At 64.0% G+C, this 18,407-nt stretch carries 19 protein-coding genes; 10 read left to right on the top strand and 9 right to left on the bottom strand.

Annotated elements, in window-relative coordinates; translation table 11 throughout:
• Window positions 1-40: 40 nt before the first annotated feature.
• From kdpB to B0G80_RS22040, 7 genes are all read right to left on the bottom strand, one after another.
• The gene (kdpB, locus tag B0G80_RS22070; RefSeq protein ID WP_106280318.1) at window positions 41-2,125 is read right to left on the bottom strand and encodes a potassium-transporting ATPase subunit KdpB; all 2,085 of its coding nucleotides are present in this window, start codon (window positions 2,123-2,125) and stop codon (window positions 41-43) included.
• 68 nt (window positions 2,126-2,193) lie between these two features.
• Window positions 2,194-3,999: a potassium-transporting ATPase subunit KdpA gene (gene kdpA / locus B0G80_RS22065; RefSeq protein WP_116119409.1), complete on the bottom strand. Its 1,806-nt coding sequence runs from the start codon at window positions 3,997-3,999 to the stop codon at window positions 2,194-2,196.
• Window positions 3,996-4,088, bottom strand: coding sequence for a K(+)-transporting ATPase subunit F (kdpF, locus tag B0G80_RS22060; RefSeq protein ID WP_007583461.1), 93 nt, complete (start codon window positions 4,086-4,088; stop codon window positions 3,996-3,998). The genes kdpA and kdpF overlap by 4 nt, the downstream gene beginning before the upstream one ends.
• Window positions 4,085-4,198, bottom strand: coding sequence for a hypothetical protein (locus tag B0G80_RS22055; protein ID WP_007175652.1), 114 nt, complete (start codon window positions 4,196-4,198; stop codon window positions 4,085-4,087). The genes kdpF and B0G80_RS22055 overlap by 4 nt, the downstream gene beginning before the upstream one ends.
• Window positions 4,199-4,456: 258 nt before the next feature.
• Entirely contained in the window at window positions 4,457-5,431 is a 975-nt protein-coding gene (locus B0G80_RS22050; RefSeq protein WP_116119408.1) for a quinone oxidoreductase, read from the bottom strand.
• Between the two features lie 49 nt (window positions 5,432-5,480).
• Window positions 5,481-5,870, bottom strand: a complete 390-nt coding sequence (locus B0G80_RS22045; protein ID WP_106280312.1) for a methylglyoxal synthase — start codon at window positions 5,868-5,870, stop codon at window positions 5,481-5,483.
• 87 nt (window positions 5,871-5,957) lie between these two features.
• Window positions 5,958-6,737: an SDR family oxidoreductase gene (locus tag B0G80_RS22040; RefSeq protein ID WP_116119407.1), complete on the bottom strand. Its 780-nt coding sequence runs from the start codon at window positions 6,735-6,737 to the stop codon at window positions 5,958-5,960.
• 363 nt (window positions 6,738-7,100) lie between these two features.
• Between B0G80_RS22040 and upp the strand changes: the two genes are divergently transcribed.
• The 10 genes from upp to B0G80_RS21985 all read left to right on the top strand — a co-directional run bounded on the left by upp (window position 7,101) and on the right by B0G80_RS21985 (window position 16,750).
• Window positions 7,101-7,751, top strand: coding sequence for a uracil phosphoribosyltransferase (gene upp, locus B0G80_RS22035; protein WP_012432337.1), 651 nt, complete (start codon window positions 7,101-7,103; stop codon window positions 7,749-7,751).
• A 485-nt stretch (window positions 7,752-8,236) separates the two neighbouring features.
• Window positions 8,237-8,965 (top strand): YebC/PmpR family DNA-binding transcriptional regulator, encoded by a 729-nt coding sequence (locus B0G80_RS22030; protein WP_106280309.1) that lies wholly within the window; start codon window positions 8,237-8,239, stop codon window positions 8,963-8,965.
• A 266-nt stretch (window positions 8,966-9,231) separates the two neighbouring features.
• On the top strand, window positions 9,232-10,530 hold the full coding sequence (gene purD, locus B0G80_RS22025; RefSeq protein ID WP_106280307.1) for a phosphoribosylamine--glycine ligase: 1,299 nt from the start codon (window positions 9,232-9,234) through the stop codon (window positions 10,528-10,530).
• Window positions 10,531-10,813: 283 nt separating this feature from the next.
• The gene (gene hemF, locus B0G80_RS22015) at window positions 10,814-11,737 is read left to right on the top strand and encodes an oxygen-dependent coproporphyrinogen oxidase (RefSeq protein ID WP_116119405.1); all 924 of its coding nucleotides are present in this window, start codon (window positions 10,814-10,816) and stop codon (window positions 11,735-11,737) included.
• A 49-nt stretch (window positions 11,738-11,786) separates the two neighbouring features.
• Entirely contained in the window at window positions 11,787-12,503 is a 717-nt protein-coding gene (locus B0G80_RS22010; RefSeq protein WP_408968044.1) for a nicotinate-nucleotide adenylyltransferase, read from the top strand.
• Between the two features lie 4 nt (window positions 12,504-12,507).
• Window positions 12,508-12,966 (top strand): ribosome silencing factor, encoded by a 459-nt coding sequence (gene rsfS / locus B0G80_RS22005; protein ID WP_116119403.1) that lies wholly within the window; start codon window positions 12,508-12,510, stop codon window positions 12,964-12,966.
• A gap of 70 nt (window positions 12,967-13,036) precedes the next feature.
• Window positions 13,037-13,507: a 23S rRNA (pseudouridine(1915)-N(3))-methyltransferase RlmH gene (gene rlmH, locus B0G80_RS22000; RefSeq protein WP_106280297.1), complete on the top strand. Its 471-nt coding sequence runs from the start codon at window positions 13,037-13,039 to the stop codon at window positions 13,505-13,507.
• 262 nt (window positions 13,508-13,769) lie between these two features.
• On the top strand, window positions 13,770-14,399 hold the full coding sequence (locus B0G80_RS21995) for a nucleoside triphosphate pyrophosphatase (RefSeq protein ID WP_106280456.1): 630 nt from the start codon (window positions 13,770-13,772) through the stop codon (window positions 14,397-14,399).
• 9 nt (window positions 14,400-14,408) lie between these two features.
• On the top strand, window positions 14,409-15,878 hold the full coding sequence (gene rng / locus B0G80_RS21990; protein ID WP_012432329.1) for a ribonuclease G: 1,470 nt from the start codon (window positions 14,409-14,411) through the stop codon (window positions 15,876-15,878).
• A 209-nt stretch (window positions 15,879-16,087) separates the two neighbouring features.
• The gene (locus B0G80_RS21985) at window positions 16,088-16,750 is read left to right on the top strand and encodes a dihydrofolate reductase family protein (protein WP_116119402.1); all 663 of its coding nucleotides are present in this window, start codon (window positions 16,088-16,090) and stop codon (window positions 16,748-16,750) included.
• Between the two features lie 59 nt (window positions 16,751-16,809).
• On the opposite strand, the gene B0G80_RS21980 is transcribed toward B0G80_RS21985, so the two are convergent.
• Together B0G80_RS21980 and B0G80_RS21970 are read right to left on the bottom strand one after the other, a co-directional pair.
• Window positions 16,810-17,820, bottom strand: coding sequence for a response regulator (locus B0G80_RS21980; RefSeq protein ID WP_116119401.1), 1,011 nt, complete (start codon window positions 17,818-17,820; stop codon window positions 16,810-16,812).
• A 180-nt stretch (window positions 17,821-18,000) separates the two neighbouring features.
• On the bottom strand, window positions 18,001-18,405 hold the full coding sequence (locus tag B0G80_RS21970; protein ID WP_116119399.1) for a response regulator: 405 nt from the start codon (window positions 18,403-18,405) through the stop codon (window positions 18,001-18,003).
• Between the last annotated feature and the right edge of the window lie 2 nt (window positions 18,406-18,407).

Here is an 18,407-nt window from a genome sequence, read left to right as displayed (position 1 = left end):
GAATGATTCCTTGTGAACTGGCGAGCTAGCGCACTGGCGCTTAAACCCAACCGAACGCGGCCAGCACCATATCGATCAGCTTGATGCCGATAAACGGCACGATGATCCCGCCCAAACCGTAGATCAGCAGATTGCGGCGCAGCAGGATCGCCGCGCCCAGCGCGCGATAACGCACGCCCTTGAGGGCCAGCGGAATCAGCAGCACGATGATCAGCGCGTTGAAAATCACCGCCGACATGATCGCCGAGGCCGGCGTGGCGAGATGCATCACGTTGAGCGCATTCAGCGCCGGGTAGGTCGTGGCGAACGCGGCCGGAATGATCGCGAAGTATTTGGCGACGTCGTTGGCAATCGAAAACGTGGTGAGCGAACCGCGCGTCATCAGCATCTGCTTGCCGATCTCCACGATCTCGATCAGCTTGGTCGGATTCGAATCGAGGTCGACCATGTTGCCGGCTTCCTTCGCGGCCTGCGTGCCGGTGTTCATCGCCACCGCCACATCCGCCTGCGCGAGCGCCGGGGCGTCGTTGGTGCCGTCGCCGGTCATCGCCACGAGGCGCCCTTCAGCCTGGTGCGCGCGGATCGTGGCGAGTTTCGCTTCCGGCGTGGCTTCGGCGAGGAAATCGTCGACCCCGGCTTCCGCGGCAATCGCCGCCGCCGTCAGACGGTTGTCGCCCGTCACCATGATGGTCTTGATGCCCATCTTGCGCAGTTCGGCGAAACGTTCCTTGATACCGCCCTTCACCACGTCCTTCAACTCGATCACGCCGAGCACGCGCGCGCCCTGCTCGCCTTTCTCGGCGACCACCAGCGGCGTGCTGCCGCGCCGCGCGACGTCGGCCACGGCGTTGCTCACTTCATTCGGGAAACGGCCGCCGTTAGCTTCGACGTAGTTCTTCACCGCGTCGGCCGCGCCCTTGCGAATTTCGCGGCCCGGCAGATCGACGCCGCTCATGCGCGTTTGCGCGGTGAACGCAAGGAACGTGGCATGCAGCGAGGCCATATCGCGTTGACGGATGTTGAAGCGCTGCTTCGCCAGCACGACAATGCTTCGGCCTTCCGGCGTTTCGTCGGCAAGCGACGACAGTTGCGCGGCATCCGCGAGCGCTTCTTCCGTCAAGCCCGGTGCCGGCACGAACTGCGAAGCCTGGCGATTGCCGAGCGTGATGGTGCCGGTCTTGTCGAGCAACAGCACATCGACGTCGCCGGCGGCTTCCACGGCGCGACCCGAGGTTGCGATCACGTTCGCCTGCATCATGCGGCTCATGCCGGCCACGCCGATCGCCGACAGCAAACCACCGATGGTGGTCGGAATCAGGCACACCAACAGAGCGACTAGTGCAGTAATCGTCACCACGTGGCCCGCTTTCGCCGCTTCGACGGAAAACATCGAGAACGGCAGCAGCGTCGCGGTGGCGAGCAGCATCACGATCGTCAAGGCGACCAACAGAATCGTCAGCGCGATTTCATTCGGCGTTTTCTGACGCTTCGCGCCTTCCACCATCGCGATCATGCGGTCGAGGAACGCTTCGCCCGGATTCGCCGTGACCCGCACCACGATCCAGTCCGACAGCACACGCGTGCCGCCCGTCACCGACGAAAAGTCGCCGCCCGACTCACGGATCACCGGCGCGGATTCGCCCGTGATCGCGGATTCGTCGACCGACGCGACACCGTCGATCACTTCGCCGTCGGCCGGAATTACGTCGCCGGTTTCGACCAGCACCACGTCGCCCTTGCGCAGATCGGAAGCCGTCAGAATGCGGATCGGCGACTTCGGATGCGGCTCGTTCAGCTTCTTGGCCATCACGTCTTTCTTCGCGCTGCGCAGCGACGCCGCCTGGGCCTTCGAACGGCCTTCGGCGAGCGCTTCCGCGAAGTTGGCGAACAGCACCGTGAACCACAGCCACAAGGTGACCGCGAGAATGAAGCCCGCGGGCGCCTCGGCCTGGCCGCCGAGCGCGGCGATCCAGAGAATGGTCGTGAGAATGCTGCCCACGTACACGCAGAACATCACCGGATTGCGGAACTGCGTGCGCGGCGTCAGCTTCTTGAAGGAGTCCACGATCGCCGGGCGCAGCAGCGCTGGGTCGAACATGGACCGGGTTGCATTATGTTCAGTCATTGAATCCTCGAATTTCCCGTTTGCGCCTGTTCAGTCGTTGGTCGCTTGTGCCATCCCGACGGGCCGCCTCAATGGGCGCCCATCATGATCAGATGTTCGACACCAGGACCGAGCGCGAGCGCGGGCACATAAGTCAGCGCGCCGACCAGCAGCACCGTGCCGAGCAACAGCACGACGAAGAGCGGTCCATGCGTGGGCAACGTGCCGCCCGTTACACCAATGCGCTTTTTCGCGGCCAGCGAACCGGCAATCGCGAGCACCGGAATGATCGTGCCGAAGCGGCCGAACCACATCGCGATTGCGGTGAGCCAGTTGTAGAACGGCGTGCTTACGGTGAGGCCCGCGAATGCGCTGCCGTTGTTATTGGCCGCCGAGCTGAACGCATAGAGGATTTCGGAGAAACCGTGCGCGCCGGGGTTGGCAATGCCCGCCTTGCCCGCGTCGCTCAATACCGCGATCGACGTGCCGACCAGCACCAGCAGCGGCGTGAGCAGCACGACGATCGACACCATCTTCATCTCGTACGCTTCGATCTTCTTGCCCACGTATTCCGGCGTGCGGCCGATCATCAGGCCCGCCACGAACACAGCCAGCATCGCGAACACGAGCATCCCGTACATGCCGGAACCCACGCCGCCGAAGATCACTTCGCCGAGTTGCATCAGCAGCATCGGATAGAGGCCGCCGATCGGCGTCAGCGAGTCGTGCGTGTTGGTGACCGCGCCGCACGAAGCCGCGGTAGTCGCGACCGTGAAGATGCCCGACTGCGCGATACCGAAACGCGTCTCCTTGCCTTCCGCATTGCCGCCCGACTGCAGCGCGTTAGCCGACTGGTCGACATGCAAGGCGGCAATGGCCGGATTGCCGGCCTGCTCCGCGCTGATCTCGCCGAACACGCAGACCGCAAACGCGATCGTCATGGCGGCGAGCACGGCCACGCCCTGCTTGCGGTCCGCGATCATGCGGCCGAACACCAGCGCGAGCGCCGCCGGGATAATCAGGATCGAGAAGATCTGCAGGAAGTTCGAGAACGGCGTCGGGTTCTCGAACGGATGCGCCGAGTTGCCGTTAAAGAAGCCGCCGCCGTTGGTGCCGAGCATCTTGATCGCTTCCTGCGACGCGACCGGGCCCATGGCGAGGGTTTGCGTCTTCACGGGCGTATCGACCGTGACCGGATTGCCTTTGGCGTCCTTCACCGGATTGCCTTGCGCGTCGAGCTTGGGCGCGGCATAGGAGGTGGTTTGCAGCGTCGGCACGTCCTGATAGGTCTTGAAGTTCTGAATCACCCCCTGGCTCATCAACAGCGCCGCGACGATCGCCGACATCGGCAGCAACACGTACAGCGTCACGCGGGTCAGATCGACCCAGAAGTTGCCGATGGTTTGTGCCGTGTGACGCGCGAAGCCCCGAATCAGCGCAATCACCACCACGATGCCGGTGGCCGCCGAGAAGAAGTTCTGCACGGTGAACCCGAGCATCTGCGTTAGATAACCCACCGTCTGCTCGGGCGTGTAATCCTGCCAGTTCGTGTTGGTCACAAAACTGATTGCCGTGTTGAACGCGCCGTCGACCGTCATCGGGCCGAACTGCTGCGGGTTGCCCGGCAGCCAGCCTTGCACGCGCAACAGCACGTAGAGAAACGCGACGCCGAGCACGTTGAAGGCGATCGTGGCGATCGCGTAGTGCTTCCAGCTCATTTCCCTGGACGGATCGACGCCCGCGATGCGATACAGCAGACGCTCGACGGGACCGCCGAAGCGGACCACGCGCGAACTGCCGTCCATCACGGCGCTCAGATAACGGGCCATCGGCACCGCGGCTGCCAGCAGCACGACGATGAAGAGGCCCGCTTGCAGGACATTGTTCGAGTTCATTCAATGTCCTCCGCGCGCAACAGCGCATAGACCAGATAGGCGAACAGCAGCGCGGTCGCCGCGCCCGATAACCACAGAATCCAGTTCATGAGCGCGCTCCCTGCCCACGGCGGAACTGCATCAACTTCTCGCAGCCGGCAATCAACGCGAAGGTCAGCGCGGCAAACAGCACCAGCCCCCCGACATACAGCACATCCATTTTTGTTCTCCATTACACGGACTTTGGATAGCCGCAACGTTATGCCGAAGCGCGTAAAGGCCTGGTCAAAGATGGCGTGGCGTGTATAAAAATCGCGTAAACGAACAAGGCTGTTCCATCCTGCGATGGAACAGCCTTGGGTGGGCTGCGTCAGGCTTTGCGGCGTAAGGCGCCGGTTTGACCAGGGCTTGGGCGCGTCCTTCAATGAGCTTCGTTTTTATACGGCCGTCGTTATCGCGCTCGGGTCATCGTCGTCCGTTACGGCAGGAGCACTGTCGAGCCCGTTGTGCGGCGCCCTTCGAGATCCGCATGCGCTTGGCCAACGTCCGACAAAGCGTAACGCTGATTGATGCTCGTCTTGACCTTGCCCGACACCAGCACGTCGAACAACTCGGTGGACATTGCCTCGTAATCGCTGCGTTTGGCGATGTAGGTAAAGAGCGTCGGACGCGTGAAGAACAGTGAGCCACGTCCGGCGAATTCCGACGAATCGATCGGCGGCAACGGCCCCGACGCATTGCCGAAGCTCACGAACAGGCCGAGCGGCGCGAGGCAATCGAGCGAGCCCGTAAACGTGTCTTTACCGATCGAGTCGTACACCACCGGCACGCCCGCGCCGTTGGTGATCTCGCGCACGCGTTTGGTGAAGTTCTCGCGCGTGTAGACGATCGCGTGATCGCAACCGTGCGCCTTGGCGATCTCCGCTTTCTCATCCGAGCCGACTGTGCCGATCACCGTCGCGCCGAGCGCCTTCGCCCACTGGCACGCCAGCAGACCGACACCGCCCGCCGCGGCCTGGATCAGGATCGTGTCGCCGGCTCTCACGGGATACGTGCGGCGCAGCAGATATTGCGCGGTGAGGCCTTGCAGCATCACCGAGGCGGCCTGCTCGTCGCTCAACGCGTCGGGTACTTTCACCGCCTGCGCCGCCTGCAGCACGCGCTCCTGCGCATACGCGCCGGGCGGACGTCCCACGTACGCGATGCGATCGCCCACCTTCAGACCGCTGACGCCCGATCCGAGCGCCGTCACTTCGCCGGCCGCTTCCATGCCGAGACCGCCGGGCAACGGCAACGGATAGAGACCCGTGCGGAAGTACACGTCGATATAGTTCAGCCCAACCGCCGTCTGCCTGACGCGGATCTCGCCCGCGCCCGGTTCGCCGACTTCGACGTCGACCCACTTCATCACTTCGGGACCGCCGGTTTTATCGAATCGGATTGCTTTGACCATCACGTCTCCTTGAGGTTGGTTTTGATTCAGGCGTGCCGGGAGCGAAAGCTCAAACCTGTTGCGTGAGGCGCAAGGTCAGCGAGTCGAGCACCATGCGCGCCGTCGAAATGTTGGTCGCGCACGGAATGTTGTGCACGTCGCACGCGCGCACCAGCGCGTTGATGTCCGGTTCGTGCGGTTGCGGCGTCATCGGATCGCGCAGGAAGATCACCATGTCCACGCGCCCTTCCGCGAGTTGCGCGCCGATCTGCAGATCACCGCCGTGCGGGCCCGACAACATCCGCTCGACCACGAGGCCGTGCGCGTCGGCGATGCGCCCGCCGGTCGTGCCGGTCGCCACGATGTCGCAGCGCCTGAGCGTGTCGACGTATTCGCCGGCCAGTTTGACGATATCGTCCTTCTTGTGATCGTGCGCGATCAGCGCGATGCGGGTGGTCATGACGTAAGACTCCTGAAACCGTTGTGATTGTCGTTGTTGTGGTGATGCTTGTGGTGGTGCTTGTGGTGATGCTTTAGGACGTGCCGTTCAGAACGTCCCGGGATAGGCGCCGCCGTCGATCAGCCAGTTCTGTCCGGTGATATAGCCGGCATGCGCGCTGCACAGGAACGCGCAGGCAGCGCCGAATTCCTCGCGGGTGCCGAAACGGCCGGCGGGAATCGTCTTCGTGCGCTGCTTGCGCGCCTCGTCGACGGAAATGTTCTGCGCCTTGGCTTGCGCCGCGAAGGTGACGCCGATGCGGTCGGTGTCGAACAGCCCCGGCAGCAGGTTGTTGATGGTCACACCGGTGGGCGCGACCTTGCGCGCCAGTCCCGCGACGAAGCCCGTCAGCCCCGAGCGCGCGCCATTGGACAACCCGAGCACGTCGATCGGCGCCTTCACCGCCGAACTCGTGATATTGACGATGCGCCCGTAACCTTTCGCGCTCATCGAGTCGATGGTCGCGCGTATCAGCTCGATCGGCGTGAGCATGTTGCTTTCGAGCGCACGGATCCAGTCTTCGTGCGTAAAGTCGCGAAAGTCGCCCGGCGGCGGGCCGCCCGCGTTGTTGACCAGAATGTCCGGCTGCGGACAAACGGCGAGCGCCGCTGCCCGGCCTTCCGGCGTGGTGATGTCGCAGGCCACCGTCTTCACTTCCACGCCGCTTTGCTTGCGAATCTCGGCGGCGGTCGCCTCCAGCGTCTCGGCGGTGCGCGCGACGATCGTCAGGTTGACGCCTTCGGCGGCGAGCGCTTCCGCGCAGCCGCGCCCCAAGCCTTTGCTGGCCGCGCAGACCAGCGCGGTGCGTCCTGCGATTCCCATGTCCATATGTGTGCTCCTCGTGAAGTTGTGCCGCGTGCGAGACACCGGGCCGCCGCAAGTTTTCTTACGTTCCTCAGAGGCCTGGCGTAAAGCGACAGGTCCGGGGCCGCATTCTGGCGAAACCGCGGACCGCCTCGCGCGCTCTCCCCTCGGCCTCGGCCCTGGCGAGATATCCCGGCCCCTCGCGCGGCAAGTTTCCCCGATTCTAGAAGAATCGGTGCCGGACTGCGGCGGGCCGCTGCAATCTCCGGTATCTTCCGGCGGCACTCTTTCGGTAAACTTGCGCCGTGGCGCGTCCGCCAGCCTGCCGGTTTCCCGGCCGCGCGACGCGCCGAACCGATCCCTCTAGCCGCCCCGTGCGCACCCGCCATGACCCAGGACAGCCGTTTTCCCAATCTCTTCATCCTCGATCACCCGCTGATCCAGCACAAGCTGTCGCATATGCGCGACCGGGACACCTCGACTCGCACGTTCCGCGAACTGCTGCGTGAAATCACGCTGCTGATGGGCTACGAGATCACCCGCAATCTGCCCATGACCACGCGCCGCCTGACCACGCCGCTCGTCGAGATCGACGCGCCGGTGATCGCCGGCAAGAAGCTGGCGATCGTACCGGTGCTGCGGGCCGGCATCGGCATGTCGGACGGCCTGCTGGAACTGGTGCCGTCGGCGCGGGTGGGCCACATCGGCGTGTACCGTGCCGAAGATCATCGCCCGGTCGAATATCTGGTGCGTCTGCCCGACCTCGAAGACCGCGTGTTCATCCTGTGCGATCCGATGGTCGCGACCGGCTACTCCGCGGTGCATGCGGTCGACGTGCTCAAGCGCCGCAACGTGGCCGGCGAGAACATCATGTTCCTCGCGCTGGTCGCCGCGCCCGAAGGCGTGCAGGTGTTCCAGGACGCCCATCCGGACGTCAAGCTGTATGTCGCCTCGCTCGATTCGCATCTGAACGAGCACGCGTACATCGTGCCGGGTCTCGGCGACGCCGGCGACCGCCTGTTCGGCACGAAAAACTGAAAGCGGCCTGAAAAACGCTTGACGGCGCGCGCCAGCCGCCGTCATCACGCACTTTTCGCGGTGTTCGCCGCTATCTCGTCCTCTGCCGCGCCCCTGCGGCGTGATAAAATTCGAATCCGCTCAAAGAGCGGCTCAACTCGCACTACCGTCGACCACACCGCCTGGCGCCCCGCGCCTTTCGCGGGGCCTGGCAGGCCGGCGCGGCGTTTGCCGCGTGCGAGCCGCACCGCCCCGTCCCAATCGCGCTGCCGACTCGCGGTCCCGCCAGCCGGGCCCGGCTGGCCGCGATCAGGGTCGATACGCACAGCCACGGCGGGTTGGCCACGAACAGTTGAGCCGGACAGTCAGGCAGCGGGCGGTTTGACAGCGAGGCGCACAATACCGCGAACGCGCGCACAGGCGCGCGAACACGAGCAAGCGCCCGACATCGCAACGACAATTGCACAATGCGTGCGCCCCACCGGCGCGCGCGATGGAGAACAGGTATGGCGGGTCATTCGAAATGGGCCAACATCAAGCATAAGAAAGCAGCGGCCGACGCCAAGCGCGGCAAGGTCTGGACGCGGCTCATCAAGGAAATCCAGGTCGCGGCGCGCATGGGCGGCGGCGACATCGACTCGAACCCGCGCCTGCGGCTCGCCGTCGAAAAGGCGTACGACGCCAACATGCCGAAAGATAACGTCAACCGCGCGATCCAGCGTGGCGTGGGCGGCGTGGACGGCGCAAGCTACGAAGAAATCCGCTACGAAGGCTACGGCATCGGCGGCGCGGCGGTGATCGTGGACACCATGACCGACAACCGCACGCGCACGGTGGCGGAAGTGCGTCACGCGTTCTCGAAGAACGGCGGCAACATGGGCACGGACGGCTCGGTGTCGTTCATGTTCGATCACGTCGGCCAGTTCCTGTTCGCGCCCGGCACGGCGGAAGACAAGCTGATGGAAGCCGCGCTCGAAGCCGGCGCCGACGACGTCGTCACGAACGAAGACGGCAGTATCGAAGTGCTGTGCCCGCCGAACGATTTCCCGAAGGTGAAGTCGGCGCTGGAAGCCGCCGGCTTCAAGGCCGAACTGGCCGAGGTGACGATGAAACCTCAGACGGAAGTCGAGTTCACCGGCGAAGACGCCGTGAAAATGCAGAAGCTGCTCGACGCGCTGGAGAATCTGGACGACGTGCAGGAAGTCTATACAAACGCCGCGATCGCCGACGAATGAGCGTGCCACGGCAGCGCGTGGCGCATGCACTTGCAGTGGCACTGGCACTTGCACTTGCATGCACCCACGCCCGCGCCGCCGTCTGGCCCTCGCGTTGTTGCTGAGCGGGCGTGCGTGTCTGACCTCACATCACGCGACCACCCGGGTTCGTACTGTGCCCTGCGCGCCGCCACCGGCTGCTGCGGGCTGTTTGCGAATCTTGCTCTCATTCCACGGCTGAGCGTGCTGCGTCAGCCGTTTATGGTTTTTAAGTCTCGGGGATTCACATGAAGTTACTCGTCGTCGGTTCCGGCGGTCGCGAACATGCACTCGCATGGAAGCTCGCGCAATCGCCGCGGGTTCAGCTCGTCTACGTTGCTCCGGGCAACGGCGGCACCGCCCAGGACGAGCGTCTGCGCAACGTCAACATCACCGAGCCGGCTGCGCTCGCCGATTTCGTCGAACAGGAACAGATCGCCTTCACGCTGGTCGGGCCGGAGGCGCCGCTCGCAGCCGGCATCGTCAATCTGTTCCGCTCGCGCGGTCTGAAGATTTTCGGGCCGACCAAAGAAGCCGCCCAGCTCGAAAGCTCGAAAGACTTCGCCAAGGCGTTCATGAAGCGCCATGCGATCCCGACGGCCGAATACGAAACCTTCGCCGACGTCGCCGCCGCGCACGCGTATCTCGACGCCAAGGGCGCACCAATCGTCATCAAGGCCGACGGCCTCGCCGCGGGCAAGGGCGTGGTGGTCGCGCAAACGCTGGAAGAAGCGCACGCCGCCGTCGACATGATGCTGTCGGACAACAAGCTCGGCGACGCCGGCGCGCGTGTCGTGATCGAGGAATTCCTCACCGGCGAGGAAGCGAGCTTCATCGTGATGGTGGACGGCAAGCATGTGCTGGCGCTCGCGTCGAGCCAGGATCACAAGCGTCTGCTCGACGGCGACCAGGGTCCGAACACGGGCGGCATGGGCGCCTACTCGCCCGCGCCGATCGTCACGCCGCAACTGCACGCCCGCGTGATGCGCGAAATCATCCTGCCCACCGTGCGCGGCATGGAGAAGGAAGGCATCCGCTACACGGGTTTCCTGTACGCCGGTCTGATGATCGACGCGCAAGGCAACCCGAAAACGCTCGAATTCAACTGCCGCATGGGCGACCCGGAAACGCAGCCGATCATGGCGCGTCTGAAGGGCGACTATTCGAAGGTGGTCGAGCAGGCCATCGCCGGCACGCTGGATACGGTGGAACTGGAGTGGGATCGCCGCACCGCGCTCGGCGTCGTGCTCGCCGCGTATAACTATCCGGACACGCCGCGCAAGGGTGACCGCATCAACGACATTCCGGCTGAAACGGCGGATTCGGTCACGTTCCACGCCGGCACTACGCTGGCGGACGGCAAGCTGACCACCTCGGGCGGCCGCGTGCTGTGCGTGGTGGGACTGGCGGATTCGGTGCGCAGCGCGCAGTCGGTCGCGTACGAAACGATCAACCAGATCTCGTTCGACGGCATGCAGTATCGCCGCGACATCGGCTACCGTGCGTTGAATCGCAAGCACGACGTCAAGACCGACGGCAAGCACTAAGCCACGACCCCACTTGCCCGCGTGCGGCGCCAACGGCGCTACACTGCGGGTTTTCGCGGCGGGTTTCGCTTCGCTATCCGCGCCCGCAGCATGACCTGGGCAGATATGACCCGACTCAGGCCCGACGTGGCCTGACCGAAGCCCGTCGCGGCGGCAGTATTCCGCCCGAAGCGAAAAACCGTATGGCCGCGCCTTCGCAGGTTCCCCCTGACGCCGGCCCGGCCGTCGCCCTTCACGATGAACCCGCGGCACGACGAGCGTGCCGCCCTCAGCATCTTCATTCATGACCGATTCGAGCTACGACGCACAGGCCGTGCGCAGCTGGCTGCAAGGCCTGCAAACGCATATCGCGGACACGCTCGGCGCGTTCGACGGCACGCCGTTCGCCACCGACGCATGGCAGCGCGGGCCCGGCGAGAAGCTGCGCGGCGGCGGCTACACGCGGATTCTGGAAGGCGGCAACTTCTTCGAGCGGGCCGGCATCGGTTTTTCGGACGTCGCCGGCGACGCCTTGCCGGGTTCGGCGAGCGCCGCGCGTCCGCAACTCGCCGGCCGTGGTTTCGAAGCAATGGGCGTGTCGCTCGTGCTGCATCCGCACAATCCGCACTGCCCGACCGTGCATATGAATGTGCGTCTGCTGATCGCGACCAAGGCCGGCGAAGAGCCGGTGTTCTGGTTCGGCGGCGGCATGGATCTGACGCCGTACTACGGCTACGAGGAAGACGCGCAGCATTTTCATCGCACTTGCCGCGACGCGCTGCAACCTTATGGCGCGGACCTCTACCCGAGTTTCAAGCGCTGGTGCGACGAGTATTTCTTCCTTAAGCACCGCAACGAAGCGCGCGGCATCGGCGGGATTTTCTTCGACGATTTCTCGGCGCCGGGCTTCGACCAATCGTTCGCGATGCTCAGAAGCGTGGGCGACGCATTCCTCAAAGCGTACCTGCCGATCATCGAAAAGCGCCGCAACATTCCGTACGGTCAGGCCGAGCGCGATTTCCAGGCATACCGGCGCGGGCGCTACGTCGAGTTCAATCTGGTCTTCGACCGTGGCACACTGTTTGGGCTGCAGAGCGGCGGGCGCACGGAATCGATCCTGATGTCCATGCCGCCTGTGGCGAACTGGCGCTACAACTGGCACCCCGAACCGGGCACGCCGGAAGCGCGTCTTTATAGCGATTTTCTCGTGCCGCGCGAGTGGGTGTGAGGCTCAGGCCCGCACCGCGCCGCGCATCGTCACGACAAAGGATCTTCACCTGAAGCCGAACGCTCATCCTGTTGCCCTGCCTCGCCGGATCGGACTGCTCGGCGGCACTTTCGATCCGATCCACGACGGCCACCTCGCGCTCGCGCGGCGTTTCGCGCATGTGCTGCATCTGACCGAACTCGTGCTGTTGCCGGCCGGCCAGCCCTGGCAGAAAGCCGACGTCTCGCCGGCCGTGCATCGGCTGGCCATGACGCGCGCGGCGGCCAGCGAGCTGGTGCTGCCGGGCGCGACCGTGCGTGTCGCGACCGACGAGATCGAGCACGACGGCCCGACCTACACGGTCGACACGCTGCAACGCTGGCGTGAACGCGAAGGTGAGGACGCCTCGATTGCGCTCCTGATCGGCGCGGATCAACTGGTGCATCTCGACACATGGCACGACTGGCGGCGCCTGTTCGACTTTGCGCATATTTGCGCGGCCACGCGGCCCGGCTTCGACCTCGCGTCGATTCCTCCCGTGGTCGCAAAAAAAATCGACGCGCGCCGTGCGCGCGCCGACGTTCTGCAAGCCACGCCCTGCGGCCACTTGCTGATCGATACGACGCTTGCGTTCAACGTTTCGGCCACCGACATTCGCGCGCATCTGCGCGAACAGGTGAGCCAGCGGCTCGCCCTCGCGGGCGACGAACAGCAAGACCAGGCGGCGAGCCATGTCCCCACCGCGGTGTGGGACTATATTCTTCAACATCATCTGTACCACCGGTAACCCTATGGATATTCGCAAACTGCAACGCGTGATCGTCGACGCTCTCGAAGACGTCAAGGCGCAAGACATCAAGGTGTTCAACACCAGCCACCTGACCGCGCTGTTCGATCGCGTGATCGTCGCGAGCGGCACCTCCAATCGCCAGACCAAGGCGCTCGCTTCGAGCGTGCGCGAGAGCGTCAAGGAAAACGGCGGCGACATCATCAGTACCGAAGGCGAGGACATCGGCGAATGGGTGCTGGTGGATTGCGGCGACGCGATCGTGCACATCCTGCAACCGGCCCTGCGCCAGTACTACAACCTCGAGGAAATCTGGGGCGACAAGCCGGTGCGCATCAAGCTGTCCACGCCGGACCCGTTTGGCGGCGCGCGTTCGAGCGAACCCGATGAGGACGAGGACGAAGAGGAAGCAGCGCCGGCCGTGAAGAAGCCCGCGCGCAAGACGGCCGCGCGCCGCAAGTAAGTCAGGCGGCGGGCTTTGGGCAACTCACACCGTTCCGGTCCGCGTTGACATTCGCGATCTTCGATCCGTCATGAAACTGCATATCCTCGCCGTCGGCCACAAGATGCCGGACTGGATCGCCACCGGCTTCGACGAATACGCGAAGCGCATGCCGCCCGAACTGCGCATCGAGTTGCGCGAAATCAAACCCGAGCAGCGTTCGTCGGGACGGCCCGCGGAAAGCGTGATGGCCGCCGAGCGGCTGAAAATCGAAGCCGCGTTGCCGAAGAACGCGCGCATTGTCGCGCTCGACGAACGCGGCAAGGACTGGACCACCATGCAGCTCGCCGGCGCGCTGCCCGGCTGGCAGCAGGACGGCCGCGACGTGGCGTTCCTGATCGGCGGCGCCGATGGACTCGATCCTCAGTTGAAAGCGCGTGCCGATATGCTGCTGCGCGTCTCCAGCCTGACCTTGCCGCACGCGATGGTCCGCGTGCTGCTTGCCGAACAGCTTTACCGCGCGTGGACCATCACGCAAAATCACCCCTATCATCGCGTGTGAGCGAATGAGGCGGCGCTGAGAATGCGCAGGTGCGGTTGGCGGTCGCGACGCCAGGTTGCGTGTCGTAGTCGCATGTTGCAGTCGCGCCTTCGCCGTGTTTTTTCGGGTCGCATTTGCGGCGCTAACCGATGTGCATGCTGGCGTGCACAACAACGTGCGCGTAGCACGCGTCGTCATGCTCGCACCGCTGGTTTCCCACCGCACTGATCGACGCTCGACACCCGTCGCGCCCTCACGCAATCCGCTTCATCGAGACCTGTTCATGTCCACGTCCGCCGCTTCGCTGCATCCGTTCGTCTACCTCGCTTCGCAGAGTCCACGCCGCCAGGAGTTGTTGCAACAGCTCGGCGTGCGTTTCGAACTGCTGCTGCCGCGCCCCGATGAAGACGCCGAAGCACTCGAAGCCGAACTGCCCGGCGAACGCGCGCACGACTACGTGCAGCGGGTGTGCGTCGCCAAGGCGCATGCGGCGCGCGCGCGCCTCGTGGCCGGCGGCCATGCCGCGCGGCCGATTCTGGTTGCGGATACAACCGTCACGATCGACGACGCGATTCTCGGCAAGCCGGTCGATGCTGACGACGCCGTCGCGATGCTCAAGCGCCTCGCCGGACGCGATCACGAAGTGCTGACGGCCGTGGCCGTGGTCGATGCCGAAGGCGCGCTACTGCCGGCTGCGTTATCCGTGTCGAAGGTACGTTTTGCTGCACTGCACGCAGACGCGATCCGCCGCTATGCCGCGAGCGGCGAGCCGCTCGGCAAGGCGGGCGCGTACGGTGTGCAGGGACGCGCCGCGGAGTTTATCGAGCATATCGACGGGTCCTATTCAGGTATCATGGGTTTGCCGCTTTTTGAATCCGCTGCCCTCCTGCGTGCAGCGCGCATCGACTTCTAAAATAACACCATGAATGAAGAAATCCTGATCAATGTCACGCCGCAGGAAACGCGCGTCGCGCTGGTCCAGCAAGGCGCCGTCCAGGAACTTCACGTCGAACGAACGCTGTCGCGCGGCCGCGTCGGCAACGTCTATCTCGGCAAGGTCGTACGCGTGTTGCCGGGCATGCAGTCCGCCTTCATCGACATCGGTCTCGAACGCGCCGCGTTCCTTCATGTAGCCGACATCTGGCACCCGCGCATTGCCGGCGAGCCGCAGCATCAGACACCGCATCAGCCGATCGAAAAAATCGTCTTCGAGGGGCAAACGTTGATGGTGCAGGTCGTGAAGGATCCGATCGGCACCAAGGGCGCGCGACTGTCCACGCAAGTGAGCATCGCCGGGCGCACGCTCGTGTATCTGCCGCAGGAGCCGCATATCGGCATCTCGCAGAAGATCGAGAGCGAAGCCGAGCGCGAAGCCGTGCGTGCGCGTCTGACCGCCGTGCTGCCCGCCGACGAGAAAGGCGGCTACATCGTGCGCACCATCGCTGAAGATGCGACTAGCGAGGAGCTGGCCGGCGACGTCGCGTATCTGCGCAAGACGTGGGCGACGATTCTGTCGCAAGGTCAGCGCATGCCGCCCACCAGCCTGCTGTATCAGGATCTGAATCTCGCGCAACGCGTGCTGCGCGATTTCGTCAACGACGAGTCGTCGCGCATTCAGGTCGATTCGCGCGAGACGTATCAGATGCTGGCGGATTTCGCGGCCGAGTTCACGCCGGCGGTGTCGTCGAAGCTGCACCACTACACCGGCGAGCGGCCGCTTTTCGATCTGTACAACATCGAGGCGGAAATTCAGCGCGCGTTGTCGCGCCGGGTGGATCTGAAGTCGGGCGGTTATCTCGTGATCGACCAGACCGAAGCGATGACGACCATCGACGTGAATACCGGCGGCTACGTCGGCGCGCGCAACTTCGACGATACGATCTTCAAGACCAACCTTGAAGCCGCGCACACCATTGCGCGGCAATTACGTCTGCGCAATCTGGGCGGCGTGATCATCATCGACTTCATCGACATGGAGAACGTCGAGCATCGCGATCAGGTGTTGGGCGAATTGAAGAAAGCGTTGTCGCGCGATCGCACGCGTGTGACGGTGAATGGGTTCTCGCAACTCGGCCTTGTGGAGATGACGCGCAAGCGTACGCGTGAATCTCTTGCTCATGTGCTGTGCGAGCCTTGTCCGGTTTGCCAGGGCAAGGGGCAGGTCAAGACGCCCCGCACGGTGTGTTACGACGTGCTGCGCGAGATTCTGCGCGAGTCGCGCCAGTTCAATCCACGCGAGTTTCGCGTGGTGGCGTCGCAGCAGGTGATCGACCTGTTTCTCGAGGAAGAATCGCAGCATCTGGCAATGCTGATTGATTTCATCGGCAAGCCGGTGTCGCTGCAGGTGGAGTCGAATTTGAGCCAGGAGCAGTACGATATTGTGCTGATGTGAAAGTGCTTTTTGTTTAGAAACAAACATCTGTAAAGAGATCGGCAGCCAGCTTCTCCTCTGGCTACCGTTCTTCCCTTCCCGAATGCAATACCCGTCGTACTTGAACACTTCAACGCCTGCAAACGAACACGTCCAGACGCGCCACTTGTAGAGTTCCTACACGGCACTGTCCCAGAACGAATAGTTAGGCGTCCAAGCGGAGACACAAGATGACACGAGTTCGCGTTAACGGCTTTACCATCTCGCTCGACGGATACGGAGCAGGCCCAAACCAGGACATCGACAATCCGCTCGGCATTGGCGGGACGGATCTGCACCATTGGCTGATTCCAACACGCACGTTCCAGCGGACCTTATTCGGCAAGGACGGCGGCACGACCGGGGTAGACGACGACTTCGCGGCTCGCGGCTTTGAGAATGTCGGGGCCTGGATTCTCGGCAGAAACATGTTCAGCCCCGTTCGTGGGCCCTGGCCGGACATGAGCTGGAAAGGCTGGTGGGGAGACAATCCGCCGTACCACGTTCCGGTCTTCATCATGACGCATCATGCACGTCCACCCATCGAGATGGAAGGCGGCACGACGTTCCATTTCGTCACGGGCGGCATTCGCGAAGCGCTTGAAAGGGCACGCGAGGCGGCCGGCGGAATGGACGTGCGCATCGGCGGTGGGGCGAAAACGATTCAGCAGTATCTTCGCGAGAGCCTCATTGACGAACTGCACATTGCTATCGCGCCCGTCCTGCTCGGCGGAGGAGAACGGCTGTTCGAAGGGGTCGACTTGCGGGCTCTGGGATACGAATGCGTCGAATTCGTAGCGTCGGAGAAAGCCACGCACATGGTCCTACGGCGTCAAGGGCGCGCGGGCGCCTAAGCACTGATTGCCGCGGCCGGTCATGCATGGGCTCTCGCACAGCGAATCGTCTCCTTCGCCTAGTCGAACGCCCGCTCCGAGAACCGCTCGATCCAGAGCGCCAGGCGGTCGGCCGCAAAACTGGCGGCGCGTGTGCCGGCGCGGCAGACGATGGTGTCGCCTTCACGCGCAAACCGCAGGGCGCCGCCAGCTTCTTCCAGCCACAGCAGGCAGGCGAGCCAGGCGGCGTGCTCGGCCGATACGGTCTGCGCCACCGGCCGGGTGAGGAACTCACTCAATGTGGCCGGCGAAGTCCAGATCAGCGCATCGCCATCGCCGCGTACTGTGGCGCCGAGAACGTCAGCGAAAATTTGCACCGCATCGGCAGCGCTGCGCCCCGCATTCCGCGTACGCAGTTCCGCCAGGCGCGTGCCAACCGCATGGCCAAAACTGCCGCTGCATTCGCTCTCGACCCGTACCAGATCGGCGTAATCCATACGCTGCCAGTCCGGCTCCACGTTGCGCGTACCGGCCAGATCGGCCCCGGCCAGATAGGTCTCCACCGGCTGAAAGCGCCCTGGCCCGATCAGGCTGACGCACAACGTCTGCACGATGCCTATGCGAGTAGCCACGGTCTGCGTCTGCAGGACGCTCAGCTTCTCGCGCACGAGCTGGTCGCGTTCCTTGCGCAGTCCCGACAACTCCAGCGCCTGCTTCATCTCCATGCGCAGCGCGCTGATGTCCCACGGCTTCTTGATATAGCGATGTATCTGGCCCTGGTTGACGGCCTCGACGGTCTGGTCCAGCTCCGAATAAGCCGTCGTCAGGATCCGGACGATGTGGGGATAGCGCTCGCGCGCATAGCGCAGAAGTTCGTTGCCGTATTCACCCGGCATGCGCTGATCGGACACCAGCACAGCGAGGCTGCCGGCGTGGGCATCCAGCATTGCCTTGCCGTCCTCCACGGAGGCGCCCGTCACCACCGGCGCGATCGCACCGATGGCGCGCTCGAAATATTTGACCGCGGTGGCTTCGTCATCGACGAATAGAATCGCCGGTGGCGGTGTCTGGTTGGCAATCGTATCGCTCATGGGTAACTCCTGATTCGATCCTTGAAATTTGGGAATTCCGGCGTCACGGTAATGCCGGCGCCGGACGCGGACGCGATCCTGATACGCTCGCCGCAGGACTGCATGACGCGGTTGCAGAAAATCATGTCCCAGCCGCTCACGCCCGCGTTCGTGATAACGGGCCGACCGGCATGCGCTGCATCACTTCGGGCGCGACACCGGGGCCGTAGCCGCGGATGCCAGCACCTCGCGGACGGTGGCCACGCCTAGCGGCTTCTCCAGGATTCGAAATACCTCGCCGGAATTGACCGCGCCCAGGAGCGCGTTGCTGTCCGCGTAGGCCGTCACCAGGATCCGGACGATATGCGGATACTCCTGCGAAACCTGCCGCAGCAGGTCGTCGCCGTGCCGCCCCGGCATGCGGAAGTCCGTCACCAAAATCGTCACCCGCGCGCCTTCGCGGCGCAGGATCGACATGGCCTCGTCCGCGTTGCCGGCGAGCAGCACGTCATAATCGCGACCCGCCGAGCGCGCAAAGTACTTGCGAGCCAACTCCTCGTCATCGACATAGACGACAGTTTGCCGCGCTTGTTGGGTCTCTCTCATTT

The sequence above is a fragment of the Paraburkholderia sp. BL6669N2 genome (assembly GCF_003387275.1).
In the GTDB taxonomy this organism is placed as follows: Bacteria; Pseudomonadota; Gammaproteobacteria; order Burkholderiales; family Burkholderiaceae; genus Paraburkholderia.
This window is presented reverse-complemented; position numbering and strand designations above follow the sequence as displayed.